Source organism: Sphingomonas sp. Leaf231 (genome assembly GCF_001421995.1).
In the GTDB taxonomy this organism is placed as follows: domain Bacteria; phylum Pseudomonadota; class Alphaproteobacteria; order Sphingomonadales; family Sphingomonadaceae; genus Sphingomonas.
Genome location: NZ_LMLS01000003.1, coordinates 109759 through 124939, shown reverse-complemented (window position 1 = coordinate 124939; position 15181 = coordinate 109759). Strand labels below are relative to the sequence as shown.

The window sequence follows — 15181 nt, the reverse complement described above, 5'->3', positions numbered from 1 at the left end:
CCCTGCTGCGCCATCGGCCAGACGTCGCAGACGGAACTCGTGCTTCATGTCGGTCGACATTGCTCGCACGCTACGGACCAGTCACCGGGTCGGGATGATGTGGAATATTCTACCTCCCCGGCCATGTCGGCGAAGAGCGCATCCCGACGGCGAAGCCCGGTGGCCGACACCCGTGCAGGTGTCGGCCGACAGACAAGTCAGAAGGAACCCCGAACGCCGAAGAACACCTGCCGACCGGGCTTGCGATATCCGACCAACCGGTTCGCCACGCCCATATAGCTGCGCTCGTCCGCGTCGGTAAGATTGAGCGCCTCGAACGTTAGCGCCAGATCCTGGGCGAAAGGAAGCTTGACGCTGGACGAGAGGTCCATCTGCCCCTTGCCACGCACCACGATCGGATCGGGCAGCAAGTCCTGACAGGGGCCGGCGCAAACGTTGTATTTCGACCGATAATTATACGAAAGGCGGAGGTTTACCGCTCCCTTTTCGTAATAGCCGGTGACGTTGTAGGCGTATCGGGAAAGGCCCTGAATCTGGGACTTCGCATTCGCATCGGCATAGGTGACGTTGCCGATGAAGCCCAGCCCGGCGATCAGCATCGACAGCGGCTGCTGGAAACCGGCTTCGATCCCCTTCAGGGTTTGTCGCTCTCCGATATTCTGCTGGGTCGAGTAGTTGACGATGGTGTTACCACCGCTCGTCAGCGCCTTGAGGATCTGGGAATCGAGCGTCGTGAGATCGACGCCTGACTGACTGAACGGTGCCTGGAAGTTGGAGGGCGCAACGAAATTGTCGATGCCCTTGTAGAAAAAGGCGACGGTCAGTGCCGCACCCGGCGCGTAATACCATTCGGCCCCCAGATCGACCTGGTTCGAGAAATACGGGCGCAGCATCGGGTTGCCGGTCGACACGTCGCCGGCCAGGGACACGCCGGTCACCGGCTCGATCTGGTTCGGGTTAGGACGCGTCATCGTCCGCGCCGCGGCGAAGCGCAGCGTCAGGTCCTTGCCGACATTGTATGCGGCGTTCAACGAGGGCAGCAACTCGAAATAGCTTCGATCCGACGTGATGGGCGCCTTGTTGAAGATGTACCGCACATATTGATCGGTGTTGACCCCGCGCACGCCCGCATTCAAACGCAGATCGTTTCCTGCGATGTCGAGGATGCCGTTGGCCTCGGCGTAGATGCCAAGATTGCTTTCTCGCGAGATGGTCGGCCCGGTGTCGGTGGCCAGGGCCGCGGCCTGCATGGCGTCGAAGTTGAAGCGACGGTCGAGCGCAGGCAGGTTCCCTGCCACGAACCGCCGATACCCGATCCTGTCGTCGACGTTGAAGAAGTAACGCGACGGGCTCGCTTCCGTGAGCGCCGACACTTCGGCTTGCGTGAAGGTCGAGGCATAGAAGGTCGCGGGATTGTTGTACTGTATATATTGGCGCTGGCGGTTCTCGCGATCGTAATCGACGCCCACGCGCAGGTTCGTCTGGTCGTCGCCCAGCCTGGCCGACCAATGCGCGCTGACATTTTCGGTGTAGCGATAGCTTGGCTGATTGCGGACGCTGATGAGGTTGAACCCGTTCGGCTGGGTGATGTCGAAGCTGGGGGTCACGACCGGCAGCGCCTCGTGCGTATCCGGTATCGCGTAGCTTACCGTCGAACTGTTCGGCACCGCATAATCGAACAGGAATGACCCGAACCGCCGGCGCGATATCGACTTGCCGTAGCCCAGACTGGCATCAACCAGTAAATCGTCACTAATTTCCCAGCGCCCACGGAGGACGCTTTGGTAGAAGCGCGTCTTCGTATCGTCGAAGCCGGAGATGTTAAGAAAGTCGGGATTCGTGAAGGTCGCCGCGGTTGCAGTGTTGTTCGCATCGATCGCTACGCCGCTCGGCCGCATCTGCGTGGAATTGCGGACCGCCAATGCGCTATTATGAAAATCGGTATCGTTCGACAGCCGCACATAAGTGAGATCAAGATCCAGCGACACGCGCTCCGTCGGACGGAACTGAACCGATCCGATCACCCCCAGTCGCTCGCGGCTGCCCAGGTACATGGCGGGGCGCGGCAAGCGTGCGAAATATCCCTGGGACAGGGCCTGAGCCGATACGCCGGCAGTTGTGGCGGGGGCGATCGGATTGAACTGGAACCCGGTCCGGACGCGCTCGCTATTGTCGATCGCGCCATTGCCATTCGCATCGACACGGGGCCGGGTGAAGTTCAGCGTTTCGTAGATGCTGTCGAAGACGTCCCGTCTGGAATAGGCGAAGCCGACGAGCGCGCCGAACTTCTCGCCCCAGGTATTGCTGATGATCAGCGATCCCTTGGGCGTGATGCGGTCGGCCTGTTCGCTATATTGTCCCTGCGCAGCCGCGCTGACGTGAAAGCCGGGGCGATCGAACGGATGCGCGATCGACAGGTCGACCGTTCCGGACAGGCCACCCTCGATCAGGCTAGCCCGCGCGGTCTTGTCCACGGTGATGCGGGAGAATAGTTCCGAGGGAAACAGATCGAAATCGACGCCACGGCCGCCGACGCCATCGGTCGCAATCTGCGGCATCATCGGCAGCCCGTTCAACGTCGTGCGCGTATAGTCCGGCCCTAACCCACGCAGCGAAATGCGTGTCCCCTCGCCGTTCGTCCGTTCTATCTGAACGCCGGGAATACGTTGAAGCGATTCCGCCAGGTTGTTGTCGGGGAACTTGCCGATTTCCTCCGCAAGGATCGAATCCTGGAAGGTGGTCGCTCTACGCTTCGCGTCCAGTGCACGGGCGAGGCTCGACCTGAAGCCCGTGACCACGATATCTTCCGCCAGCGGTTCGCCAACGATAGCCGCCGGCCCTGCTTGCCTGTCGACAGGCGGCGCCCCCACCTGGGCACTTGCCGGCACCGCCAGCGTCGCAGCGCCAGCCAACAGACACGATTGCATGGATAACCTGTTCATAGCCATTCCCCCCCCGGTTGTTCTTATCGGAGAACGATGTCGTTCATTTTGGATATATGCAATGCATTTTTACTGGTGAGGTCAGGCGACCTGATTTCTGTAGGCGTCCAGCACCTCCCGAAACGGCGCGGCATCGACATATTTGACCGAGCGATCGGAATAGAGCGTCGGACAAAGCGGGCTGGACGCGTGCAGCGCCTCCCACTCGCCCCAGTGATGGTCGTACGCGGCGATCGCCCGACGCATCGGCACGCGCGCGAGCGGGCGGTTGGACAAGGCGGCCTCGGCCGCCAGCAGCTGCATGAGCCAGATCTGCTCGAACAACGCATATTTGATCCGACCATAGGCGCAGGAGATTTCGAGGAAGGCCTGACGGGTCGGATCAGGCAGCCGTATCCGCCGGGACAACGCCTCGATCCGCTGCCAGTCTGCGACGGCCCGCGCCTTCTCCGCCCTGACCGGCGCAGCCTTGCCGGCCAGAATGACGGGCGTGAGGTCGATCGCCGAGATGCCGTCGTCGCGGCACCACCATTGTTGCGGGTACGATCCGGACAGGACGAAATCCTTCGGCAGAACGCCGGCACGCCGGTTCCATTCGGCGGGCGTCATATGCACGGTATCCTGCCCCGCCAGCGAAGCGGACGCCGACAGCAGAGACAGGTCGCGCAGCAATGGCAAGTCGCGGTCGGTGACACCGGTGACGGCGCGGGCCGCGGCGGCGAACAGCACAGGCTCCGGCGTGGCGGGCGCGTCGCGAAAGCCGCGCATCACCGCCTCGCCCAGGTCGACCCACATTTCGTCCGGCGTATAGGGTCCGCGCCATCCGTCACCCCGCGACCAGGTCCAGACACCCGTCAGCAGCGGCGACGCGGTCAGTTCGCGCAGCGAACGCCACGGCGTCCGCTCGACCGCGTCGATCCACGGATGACGCGGCCACCCGTCGATGACGCCCTGCCCGAAGTAATAGGGATGTGCATTCTTGCCGTAGATGCCCGCCTGACTGGACGAGACTTCGACGATCTGCCGATGGCGACCGATCCCCAGTGTCTGGTTGAACGGCTGCAAGCGCAGGAAATCGGCACCGACATGCTTGATCGACATCGTCAGTAGCGGGTGGGGCTCAACCGGATCGGTCGCCGCCAGATACAAGGCCGGCTGCGTGTGCACGCGCCCGAAATCCCACGTCCGATAGAATAGCCGCTTGCCGCGCTTGACGCAGACCTCGTCGCGAAGGATCGCGATCAGCCGCGCCTGCTCCTCGGGCGTGCGTGCCGGGCTGCTGCCGGCATATTCGGGCCATTCGAACAGATAGGTTTCGCCGAAACGGGTGGTGATGCCGTCGATCGTCGGGAACCGGTCGAAGATCTCGGCGATCTGGGCGCGCAACAACTGCTCGGTGCGCGGCGCCAGGACGTTCGCCGCAAGCGATGCGCCGCCCAACGTAGCATGGTCCGCGCGCTGCGCCTCGGTGACCAGCATCGGGCCATCGGTCTCGACCAACGCCTTCGGCAACACGAGCAGGTCGGTGAAGGGATACACCGGCATCCCCGCCGCCTTTGCACGCGCGAACAGCAGGTCCAGCGTCGCGGCATAGGCTTCCACCTTGCGACGCTGGGCGGAGCCGGGCGGCATCAGCCCGGGCGCGATCGCCGCATAGGTCACGGTACACGGCAGGAATGTGCGCGGCACCTGTCCGGTATAGCCCTTGTCCTTCAGAAACGCCGGGTCATGATATCTGGTCACGAATGGCGGTTCGCCGGGATTGTCGTGGACCATGTTGAGCATGTGCTCCAGCGTCCCAGAAACGTCTCCACCCGCACGTCCCCCGACCTGACCGAAATCGCGCACCTGGGCCTGGCCGACGTCGGCAAACGGCGCACAGGCGACGAGCGCCCCGCCGGTCAGGACGCGCCGACGCCTGAGCCGGCCATCCATTGCGGAATAATCGCCCGTATCGCCGTCATCGGTCATCGCCCGCCCCCAATGTCATCGCGGATCACCGGCGATCACCGGGTTCGCTCATCACCTGGTAGGGTCAGCTTTGAAGCTTCTCAAATTATATTTTTATAGACGAGAGGGCTTTTCGCGGGCGAGCTAAGGTCTAGGCCGATTACCACCACGCCACGCCTGCTGAAAGCCGGAGGTGACGCAAATTCCCGGCGGTCGAGGCTCAGGACGACGGACCTGCACCCTCATCCGCATGACCGTGTGTCCACCTCGTTCAAAAGGGCAGTGAATGCCCTCACCGGCGGCGCTCCGGAATCGAGCTTGCGGAGCGGATGCGATCGGCTTTTTCCATAGTCATGTCAGATGCGCTTCGACATGATCTGCGAGGCGACCACATCAAGCATCGGCTCACCGAGCCGACCATCAAGCAAGCGACCGCCAAACTCTTCCACTACGATTGCCAGGAGCAGCTTCCGACGCACCTGCCGAACTCATGGCCGCCTACAACTCCGCCCGCCTGCTCAAGGCGATCGGCAGCCCCGCACCTCAGGTGGACGACTGCGCAACGAGCCGATCAGATGCGACAAGCGGCGCGATCGGCGACACCGCTGCATCAAGGTCATTCAAAGACCGACGCCGCGTGGCGACCTGCCCATTGCACGACGTGCGGATGACCCGCGACGGGCATCTGGTGATGGTCCACGATGCGACGGTCGATCGCACGACGAACGGTCGTGGCAAGGTCGCGGACCTGACGCTGGCGCAGTTGCAGGCGCTGCGTCTGCGCGGCGATATGGGTGGTCCGTCCAGCGTGCTGACCGAACATCGCATCCCGACGCTGGAGGCGATGCTCGCAGCTTCGGCGGGGCGGATCGTGCTCAACCTCGACATCAAGGATGCGGTCCATGTCGAGACGATCGCGGCGGTCCACCGTGCCGGAGCGGAGGATCGCGTGCTGGTCAAGGCGGCCGCCGGCATCGCCAGTCCGCCGCTGGCGACACTGTCGCCGTTCGACCGGGTGCGGTTCATGCCGATGCTTTCCGGCAGCGACGATCTGCCGCAGGTAATCGCCCGACAGGCGAGCGGCTCCCGCAAGCCGATCGGTTATGAAGTCCCGCGCATGCGGCTGGCGGCGCTGACACCCGTGGTGGTGGCCGCGCGTGTCGCTGGCGGACGGCTCTGGGCCAACAGCTTGTGGGACGGGTTCATTGCAGGCATCGGCGGCGACGCGGAGGCGATGCGTCACCCTGATGCGGTGTGGGGACGCCTGATCCGCAGCGGCGTCTCGATCATCCAGCCCGATCAGCCTGTGCCGCTGCGAAGGTTCGTCACCGCACCCCGACCGATCTTCGGTGCGCGGTCAGTTGGCTTCGTCCCCGATCGTGCCATCGGCTTCGGGAGCGCCGAAGAACGCCGCGCGCAACGGCAGGGCCGCGGCGCCGATGGCGGCAGCATCACCATCGAGGGTGGAGGCGACGATCCGCGGGACCGGACGGTGAAATCCGCGCCGTTCGGGATTGGTGATCGAGATGCGTTCGACGATGCGCTGCGCCAGTGACGATGGCAGCCGTCCGCCGAGTACGATCATCGCGGGATCGAGCGTTGCAGAGATCGAGGAGACGACCAGATCCAGCGACGGAATGCACGCGTCCAGCCAATGATCCACCGCGACATGATCGGGATCGAACGCGGCAAGCATCGCGTGCAGATCGGGATATGGCACCCCTTCGTCGATGAAGGCGATCCGCAACGCCTCGAGGTTGGGTTGCGACCAGCCCACCGGCAGGATCGACGCGAATTCACCGGCATTGCCGTGGTGCCCTCGCAAAGGATGCCCCTTGCACATCACGCCGCCTCCGAAACCGGCCGAGAAGTACAGATACGCGAAATCGCGTACCGCGCGCCCGTGGCCCAGCATGGCCTCGCCCACCGCAGCGACATTGCCGTCATTGTCGACCCAAATCTTCTGGCCGAGCGCGTCCGCCAGGATCGTGTCCAGCGGGATCAGCGCCCAAGGGTCGAGCAGGCGCGGCGGATTGAGCCGCGCACCATCGCCGATGAAATAGCCGGTGACACCGACGCCGATGCCGACGAGCGCCGTACGGTCCCAACCGGCGTCGGTGATGGCGGCGTCGACCATCGTCCGGATCTGGGCGCAGGCGGGGGTAATGTCGGGATCGATCAGCCGTTCGCTGCGCGCCGCGGCCGTCGCGCCGGCAAGGTCCAGCAAGACGAGCGATATTGCGTCGGTCATGACCGAGACGCCGACCGAGAAAGCGGCGCTCCCGATCAGCGACAATCGGGTGCTCGGCTTGCCCCGCCCCACTGTGACCGGCGCGCTCTCCTGCAACAGGCCCCGCGCCAGCAGGGGTTCGACCAGGCGGGTAATCGAATGCGGGGCCAACCCGGTCACGCGCGCGAGATCCGCTCGACTGGCAGCCCCGATCCGCGACAACAGTTCGAGTATGACGCGCTCGTTCGCTGTCGCGGTGCGGCGCGCATCCTCACGAAGGAAGCGCGTTGGGTAAGTGCCTGCGGAAATACCGGTCATGATGTTGGGAAGGCGTGATGAACCGGCGGAGTCAAGGGAATGCGCGCCAGCACGGCTGCCATGATGCAGGCACCAGCGACCGCCAGAGCGAAAGCGGAGAAGGTGGCAGGTCCGAACGTCGCGACGCCGCCCAACCCGCCGGCCAGCACGAGGCCGCTTGCGCCGAGCGCCAGTTTCGACGTCATGGTATAGACGCCGTAAGCGCGGGGGCCGTCGGCCAGCGCCGGCAGCAACGCCCATCCGACAAGGTTCGTCGCGCCCATCGCGAACCCAAGCAGCACGACTGTGACGGCCCCGATGCTATATGCGCAGGTCGCCGCGATCACGGCTGCCGCGAGATAGGTGCCACAAAGGCTGGTCGATCCACACGATGTCGTGCCGTTCGGCACCGGCAGCAGTGCCGATAGCGTTCGTCCGGCGATCAACAGCGCAAGGATCATCGAACCGTCGATCGAAGCTGCGGGCAGGTGCAGTACCGCCTTTGCCAGGCCGGCAAGCGCAACGATGCCGATGATGCTTGCGGCGAGAAACGACACCGGCAATCCCGTCAGCCGGCACGCCCGTGTCGTGGGTGCCGCTTTCGCCGCGGCGAGCGGCGCCGTCGCGAGCAATGGCACCATCGCCGATCCTACCAGCAGCGCGGCAAGCGCCATGATCCAGAGTGACGTCGCCGTCGCAGCCGCATCGGTGCCCCGCGCGCCCCATGCGGCGACCAGCGACGCGAGCGCGGTGCCGATGGTCCGCACGCGCGCCAGCCAGGCCGCGCGTGGCGGCGTGCTGCCCAACCGCGTCATCAGCGCGTTATGCGGGACGTCGCATCCGGCATAAGCGATGCGGAACACCAGCGTTGCCGCCAGCAACGCCCATGGCCCATGCGGCGCCAGGAGGATGGTGGCGGGAAAGCTGGCGGCGGCCAGCACCAGCGAACACATCGCCAACGGTGCGGCACGATACGGATGACGATCGAGCCACAGGCCGACGCACAGGTCGGCGGTGCCGTTCGCAACCAGGCCAGCCAGGAACAGCCCGCCTGCGATCCTTGGATCGACCCCATAGAGCGATACGAGCAGATAGATCGTCAGCAGGTCGCTCGCCGTCCACAACAGGCTCTTGCCGACGTGAGCGATGCCATAGGCCAGCCAGACGCGGCCCCAGTTCAGCGGACCCAGCGGACCTTGTACAGATGCATCCCCTCGACCGGTACCCGCACCGGATCGCCGCCGTCCGCGCGCGCGATCGTGAAGCCCTTCGCCCACCAGCTTTCCTCCGCCTGCACCCAGGCGAGATGCCCGTGCATGTCGACCGATTTCACTTTCAGCTTCGGGTTGAGCGCCGCGAACGGCACGAAGCTGCCCTTGCGCGGGTCGAAGGTCCAGACCCCATCATCGGTCGTCACGAGATATCCGCCGTCGGCGCGGCGCGACAGATCATGTCCATCCCGACGTCCCGGCAGCGTCCAGCGGGATGTTTCGGTCAAGTGCGATGCGCCACGCTCTCCTCCTGCCTTATAGGCCTGGATCAGGTCGTGCGACAGGACGAACAGCCGGCGATGCTGCTCGTCCCAGACGGCGCCATGCCCCGACGGCAGAGGCCTGCTGAGCAACGGCGTTCCGCCGCGGTTGCGATCGTAGAGTTGCAGCCGGTCGCCCTGTGCGTGAAGCGAAAGCGCCATGGCGATCCGGCCGCCCGGCACGACGGCAGCCGAGTGGGCCATCGGCGCGGTGGCACGGAACGATACGCGGCCACTCGCACGATCGACCACGGCGACACCGCCCGTCGATGCGGTAATCAGGATCGCACGCCCCTCATCGATCGGTTTGCATTCGTCGATGCGCGCGAGGAGCCGCGTCCGATAGGCTGCGGGGAGGTCGGCCGCAGTTGCGGCGCTCCACCGCCAGATTTCGGTAGCGTGTGGCCCCGCATCCGATGCGGGGTCGACATCATATTCGCGGACCTGATCGTCGCCACAGGCATAAAGGCGCTCGGCAGCCTGAGCCGATCCTGGCGTGGCCATCGCGAGCGACGCCGCGGCCATTCGAATCATCGTACTCATTGCCTTCCTCGCGTTGCCCGGAGCGATAATACTCAACGGTCACCATATTGTCACGCATAGTGCTTAAACTGAAAGCCGCGTGGAACCCCGAGATCTGCGAGATCGCGTCATCGGGGCTATCGCGAAAAATCCGGCCGCCCGGCCAGCGGCGCAGGTTGACGCACACGGCCTCGCCAGTCCGAAGCGACTGCCGAACACGGTAAAATCGTCGGGTTCGCGACCTGCGATCGGTTTATTTCGGCAGCGGGCGCGCTCGGTCGCGATTTGCCCTCCGACCACTACCCGGCTGTTCGTCCGACGCTGCAGGCGAAAGGTTCGATGAACATCGCCTCCCGGTCACCGTTGTTCATCGAGCGACAGCCGTACGGCCGCGATCGTATCGGCGAAGCGGGCGTTATGGAGCTGTCGCAAGCGCTCCGTTTGCGCGAGCGAGGCGGTGATGACCGCCGCGGGGGCCAGTTCGTCGGCACGGTGCATCTCCAGCACCGCCGTGTCGTCGAGCAAGGCGAGTTCGGCTTCCGCAATGGCGTACAGGCCGTCGAGCACATGTTCGTGGCCATTCGCCATCGTGAGGGTCACCCAAAGCGGACGAAGCAGCTTGCGGTGGGCATAGCCTGCGGCAAGCGCGCGTCCGGCCGCGACGTCAGCCATCGTCGCCTCCAGCGCGTCGCGCCACCGGCTGGCCGTGCCGTTGTCGAACAGCGGTTCACCCAGTCCCCCGACCGCCGCGTCGTCCTCGTCGATCGCCAGTCCGTCCGCTCCGCCCACGTCGGCGCGCAGCATCGCCACGCCGGCTGCGCGCGGCTGATAGGTCGCGTGATACCCCGCGCTCGACGTGAACAGGTTTACCGGCTCGACCAATCCCAACAGCGCGATCAGTTCGAACCGGCCGGTCTGACCGTCCTTGGCAAGGCACATCGGCATGTCTGCGCCGGCGAGCGCGATCTCGCTGCGGCCGAGCGGGACCAGCCGCCGCGTCGCAGCGCCGCGCGCGCGGTCGATGCGCAGGTCGCCGTGCCTTATTGGATCGAGCGCGCGCAACCGCGTCATACCGCCTGCAGCCCATGGTCGCGCACCGCACGCAACAGATCGCGGTGCCGGGGCAGCCGCTGCATCGCGTCCGCGCGTGTCCGGTCGGTACGCGCGATCCAGCGTCGCGCCAGCGCGGCGTCGGGCGCGGCATCGTGCCGGGGGTAGCGGGTCGGGTACTTCATGCCGTGCAGGACATATTGGTAGCTGGGCCAGCCGAATACCTCGCGTGCGTGATCGAAATCGGCGGCGGCGGGCGGATGATCCCGCCACAGCGCCAGTCGTTCCGCCAGTCCGTCCGGCCAGGTCGAGGGATCGGCGTGGTCGCGCCAGAAGGCGGAGTCGGTACGCCGGGTGATCGCATAATGCAGCTTCAGGAACTCGACGATTCGCGACCAATGGTGCGTGAAGGCGGCATTGAACTGGCGCGCGGCGGTGTCGATCGCGGCGCGAGTGCGCGGCAGACGATCGGCGATCGCGTCCATCGACGCCTCGATCAGCATCAGCGCGGACGCCTCCAGCGGCTCGACGAACCCTGCCGACAGCCCCACGGCCACGCAATTGTTTTGCCAGAAACGTTCGCGGTGCCCCGCCTCGATGCGCAGCGTGCGCGCCGACAGTTCTTCGGCAGCCGGGCCGACATAGCGGCGCAGCGCCGCCTCCGCCTGATCGTCGCTGATGTGCGCGCTGCTGTAGACATGGCCGATGCCGCGGCGCGTCCACAGGCCGATATCCCATATCCAGCCGGCGTCCTGCGCGGTGGCGACGGTGTGGCACGTGACCGGATCGTCGGGGTCGGCGTACGGCACTTGCATCGCGATCGCGCGATCGGCGAACATCACATCCCGACACGACCGGAACGGTATGTCGTAGACGCCGCCGATCAACAGCGCGGCGAACCCGGAGCAGTCGACGAACAGATCGCCCGCGATCGTCCGCCCGTCGACCAGCGATACTCCCGCGACATCGCCATTGTCGGCCATCTCGGCGCGAACGACGTCGCCGACGACGTGCTCGACCCCCAGCCTGCCGGTGGCATGTTCATGGAGCAGCGCCGCAAACTTGCCGGCATCGAGATGATAGGCGTAGTTCGCCTGTCCGAGATACTCCGGAGTCGTGATCGACTTGGGTGCGAGGCCGGCATCGCACAGCGCAGCCTGATAATCGACCCAGGACGCGAACTCCGCCGCGCCCCCACGCGGTTGCCAATGGGGGGCCAGGTCGATCTCGGTGGCACCGGCCGGAGGATTCAGCGGATGATAATAGGCGTCGCCGGGCCTGCCATCCGCCCAGCCGACGAAGCGCGCGCCCTGCTTGAACGCCGCATCGCAGCGCCGCACGAAGTCGGTTTCGGAAATACCGATCTTGGCCAGCGTGTTGCGCATCGTCGGCCATGTACCTTCACCGACGCCGATCGTCGGCACCTGCGCGGATTCGACCAGCGTCACCGTGACGTCGCCGGCACTGCGCCGTACCGCCGCCGCGAGGCGGCAGGCAGCAATCCAACCGGCCGAGCCGCCGCCGACCACGACCACTCGTTTGACAGGGCGGTCGGTTTCGCCGTGCGGCTGGGTCATCCTCTTCCTCCTGAAAACATGAGCGATGTTGCTTACCCATGTATTGATCATGTCTGATTATATTACTAGGCTCGCGTCAGACCCCAGGCATCAGAACGGGGCGACATAAGGGAGAGCTAGCGATGACGTCACCGATCCGGCAAGCACGTATGTGGCACCGCGCCACGACAGGCATGGGGTGCGCCATCGGCGCCCTGATCGTAGCGACGCCCGCGCTCGCGCAGGATGGCACGTCGCCCGCCGGCACCGGCCTTGCGGTTCCCGGACAAACCTCCGGCGACGGGACATCGGGCGACATCGTGGTCACCGGCATTCGCGGCAGCATCGAATCATCCGCCGCACAGAAGCGCACCGCGTCCGGCATCCTCGATGCGATCTCGTCGGAAGATCTCGGCAAGTTCCCCGACGCCAATGTCGCCGAGTCGCTCCAGCGCATCCCGGGCGTCGCGATCGACCGCAGCAACGGCGAGGGCCAGTCGGTCACGGTCCGCGGGCTGGGACCGCAGTTCAACACCGTGCTGTTCAACGGCCGCAGCTTCGCCAGCGACAATTTCAATCGCTCCTTCTCGTTCGACCTCATTCCGGCCGAACTGATCAGCGGTGCGCAGGTCTACAAGAGCGCGCAGGCTTCGCTGCAGGGCGGCGGCATCGGCGCGACGATCAACATCCAGACGCCGCGTCCGCTCGCGCTCAAGGAATTCAAGGGCATCGTCAGCGCCAAGGCACTGTACGAGAAGAACAGCGAAAAATTCACGCCGCAGCTGTTCGGGTTGCTGAGCGACACGTTCGCCGACGGTCGGCTCGGGTTGCTGGCGTCGCTGTCGTACCAGAAGCGTATCGCGTCGATCGATTCCGTCACCAACGGCGGATACCTGCCGCGGACGGCGGTCGGTCGCGAAGGCGCGCGGCTGTTCGAAAACGTCTATGCGCCGCGCAACCAGGACGTCGGCAACGCGCGTGACGTTCGTACCCGGCTGGGCGCGACGCTGGTCGGGCAATACGAGGCCAGCGATACGCTGACCTTCACGGTCGACGGGCTGTACAACAAGTTCAAGAGCGATTCGACGACGCGCGCGCTGGGCAGCTGGTTCGAGCCGTCGCAATATACGGCGGCGACGATCGACGACAACCGCACGATCACCTCGCTGACCACCAGCGGCAACGCCGACTTCATCTCGTCGGGCGCGATCCGCGAGACGACGACGTGGGAAGCCGGCGGCAACGTCGAGTGGAACCCCAGCGAACAGTTCAAGATGGTGCTGGATGCGACGTGGTCGCGCGCCAAGAACGCGGGCGGCGGCAAGTCCTATTTCGCGGTCATCGGCTCGGCCTCGCCCTATACCTTCAATCAGGCCGTGGACGGCGGGATCGGCTCCACCTCCGGCTATGGCCCCGGCGTGCTGAGCGATCCGGCGCTGGGCAAGACGCACATCGCGGGCGTGAACGGCAACGACATCACCGAAGAAGTGCAGGAATATCGCTGGAACAACGAATTCAAGCCGGACGACGGCGTCCTGAAGGCGTTCCGCTTCGGGCTGGCACGCACCTCGCGTGACAAGAACAACGTGCCGATCACGTCCGCCGACGACGTCGGCTGCGTCTATTGCGGCTATCCGACCTTCGCCGATCCGTCGCTGCTGACGCCGTTCACGATGAACGGGCTGGGGGCGAAGAGCGGTTCGGTGCCGCTGACCTTCCTGACCTTCGATCCGCGCCGCTACCTCGATTTCCTGACCAGCCCGGCCGCCACCTCGGCGCTGGACAGCGCGCAGAAGCTGGCGCCCGGGACGACCGCCGCGCGCTATGCCGCGGTCAACGGCTATGCGACGACGCCGCAGCCGTCGGCGCGGGTCAAGGAGACGGTCTATGCCAGCTATGCCGACATGGATTTCGAATCTACCATCGGCAGCATGCCGTTGTTCGTCAACGTCGGCGCGCGCTACGAATATACCGAACTCAGTTCGTTCGGTCAGCAGCGCCAGCTGGTCGACCTGACGCCGACCGGCGGCAATCCGCCGACCGATCCGACGATCTATGTCGGGGTGTTCAACAGCCCGGCCGGCGTATCGATCACGCGCAAGTCGTCGTACGGCAACTTCCTGCCGACCGCGAACGTGCGGCTGAACCTGACGCCGAAGCTGCAGGTGCGCGTCGCGGCCTACCAGACGCTGACCCGCCCCGCGATCGGCGATCTGGCACCCACCTTCAACACCGACACGCTGCGCCCGGCGACGCTGAGCGCCAGCGGCGGCAATCCCGAGTTGAAGCCGTACCGCGCCAACAACGCCGATCTGTCGGTGGAATGGTATCCGACCTCGACGACGACGCTGTCGGCGGCGGTCTTCTACAAGAAGGTCGACGACTTCATCATCCAGAGCTTCGGTGACGAGCGACTTCCGATCCTGAACGCGGGCAACGCGCAGGGCGTGCGGCTGCCTGTAGGCGGGCTCATCACCCAGACCGGCGGGCAGTTCTTCGGCGAGTTCAGCGTGCGGCGTCCGCGCAACGCGCAGTCGCTGGAGATCAAGGGGCTCGAACTGAACGTGGTGCACACGCTCGATTGGCTACCCGGCGTGCTGAGCGGCTTCGGCGTGCAGGCGAACGCCACCTTCGTCAGCACCAACCGCGAATTCGACGTCAACCAGATCGGGCAGTCGTTCGCAGCGGAGGGGATCGGCAATTCGCAGAACGGCACCGTCTTCTACGAAAAATACGGGATTTCGGCGCGGATGGCCTACAATCGCCGCGAACGCTTCCTGCGCCAACTGGCGGGCGGATCGGGCAACGAACCGATCTTCGTGCGCGACTATGGCCAGTTCGACGGCAGCGTCGCGGTCAACTTAACGCCTGCGGTGCAGGTGTTCGTGGAGGGTACGAACCTGTTCAACGCGAAGTATTTCACCACCGGCCGGTTCGATAATCAGTTGCTGTCCTACCAGAACTTCGGCCCCCGCTACGACGCGGGCGTGCGCTTCTCGTTCTGATGCCGTCAGGCGATGGCGGCACGTTCGGCCGTCATCGCCGCGGTTCGCGTGGTTCGTCGCCCCGGATAGTCGTAAATCGCCGTGTGCCTGCGATCTTG

Annotated in this window: 8 protein-coding genes and 1 pseudogene; 2 read left to right on the top strand and 7 right to left on the bottom strand. The window is 65.2% G+C overall.

The features are described from left to right. Positions 1 to 197: 197 nt before the first annotated feature. Both ASE95_RS11880 and ASE95_RS11875 read right to left on the bottom strand, forming a co-directional pair. Positions 198 to 2798 carry a TonB-dependent receptor gene (locus tag ASE95_RS11880; RefSeq protein ID WP_162234685.1) on the bottom strand — a complete coding sequence of 867 codons (2601 nt, stop codon included), beginning with the start codon at positions 2796 to 2798 and terminating at the stop codon, positions 198 to 200. Between the two features lie 225 nt (positions 2799 to 3023). Then, a complete protein-coding gene (locus ASE95_RS11875) occupies positions 3024 to 4913 on the bottom strand; it encodes a hypothetical protein (RefSeq protein WP_056636449.1) in 1890 nt (629 codons plus the stop codon). 469 nt (positions 4914 to 5382) lie between these two features. Here ASE95_RS11875 and ASE95_RS18040 point away from each other — a divergent pair. Then, positions 5383 to 6204, top strand: a pseudogene (locus ASE95_RS18040) (glycerophosphodiester phosphodiesterase family protein); the annotation flags it as partial. A gap of 45 nt (positions 6205 to 6249) precedes the next feature. Here ASE95_RS18040 and ASE95_RS11870 read toward each other — a convergent pair. The 5 genes from ASE95_RS11870 to ASE95_RS11850 form a co-directional block, all read right to left on the bottom strand. Next, positions 6250 to 7302: an ROK family protein gene (locus ASE95_RS11870; RefSeq protein WP_235528297.1), complete on the bottom strand. Its 1053-nt coding sequence runs from the start codon at positions 7300 to 7302 to the stop codon at positions 6250 to 6252. A gap of 134 nt (positions 7303 to 7436) precedes the next feature. Then, entirely contained in the window at positions 7437 to 8696 is a 1260-nt protein-coding gene (locus ASE95_RS11865) for a hypothetical protein (protein ID WP_156348017.1), read from the bottom strand. Beyond that, a complete protein-coding gene (locus tag ASE95_RS11860) occupies positions 8597 to 9493 on the bottom strand; it encodes a DUF6528 family protein (RefSeq protein ID WP_056636442.1) in 897 nt (298 codons plus the stop codon). Before ASE95_RS11860 ends, ASE95_RS11865 begins: the two co-directional genes overlap by 100 nt. Positions 9494 to 9829: 336 nt before the next feature. Beyond that, entirely contained in the window at positions 9830 to 10543 is a 714-nt protein-coding gene (locus ASE95_RS11855; RefSeq protein ID WP_056636440.1) for a SapC family protein, read from the bottom strand. Next, entirely contained in the window at positions 10540 to 12099 is a 1560-nt protein-coding gene (locus ASE95_RS11850) for a tryptophan halogenase family protein (RefSeq protein ID WP_056636438.1), read from the bottom strand. Before ASE95_RS11850 ends, ASE95_RS11855 begins: the two co-directional genes overlap by 4 nt. 122 nt (positions 12100 to 12221) lie before the next feature. Here ASE95_RS11850 and ASE95_RS11845 point away from each other — a divergent pair, with 122 nt between their 5' ends. Then, positions 12222 to 15083, top strand: coding sequence for a TonB-dependent receptor (locus tag ASE95_RS11845; RefSeq protein WP_082450103.1), 2862 nt, complete (start codon positions 12222 to 12224; stop codon positions 15081 to 15083). Positions 15084 to 15181: the final 98 nt, after the last annotated feature.

Excerpts from the sequence above, each read along its gene's own strand:
- ASE95_RS11875 (WP_056636449.1), bottom strand. The coding sequence starts at position 4,913 with ATGACCGATGACGGCGATACGGGCGATTATTCCGCAATGGATGGCCGG.
- ASE95_RS11860 (WP_056636442.1), bottom strand. The coding sequence starts at position 9,493 with ATGAGTACGATGATTCGAATGGCCGCGGCGTCGCTCGCGATGGCCACG.
- ASE95_RS11855 (WP_056636440.1), bottom strand. The coding sequence starts at position 10,543 with ATGACGCGGTTGCGCGCGCTCGATCCAATAAGGCACGGCGACCTGCGC.
- ASE95_RS11850 (WP_056636438.1), bottom strand. The coding sequence starts at position 12,099 with ATGACCCAGCCGCACGGCGAAACCGACCGCCCTGTCAAACGAGTGGTC.
- ASE95_RS11845 (WP_082450103.1), top strand. The coding sequence starts at position 12,222 with ATGACGTCACCGATCCGGCAAGCACGTATGTGGCACCGCGCCACGACA.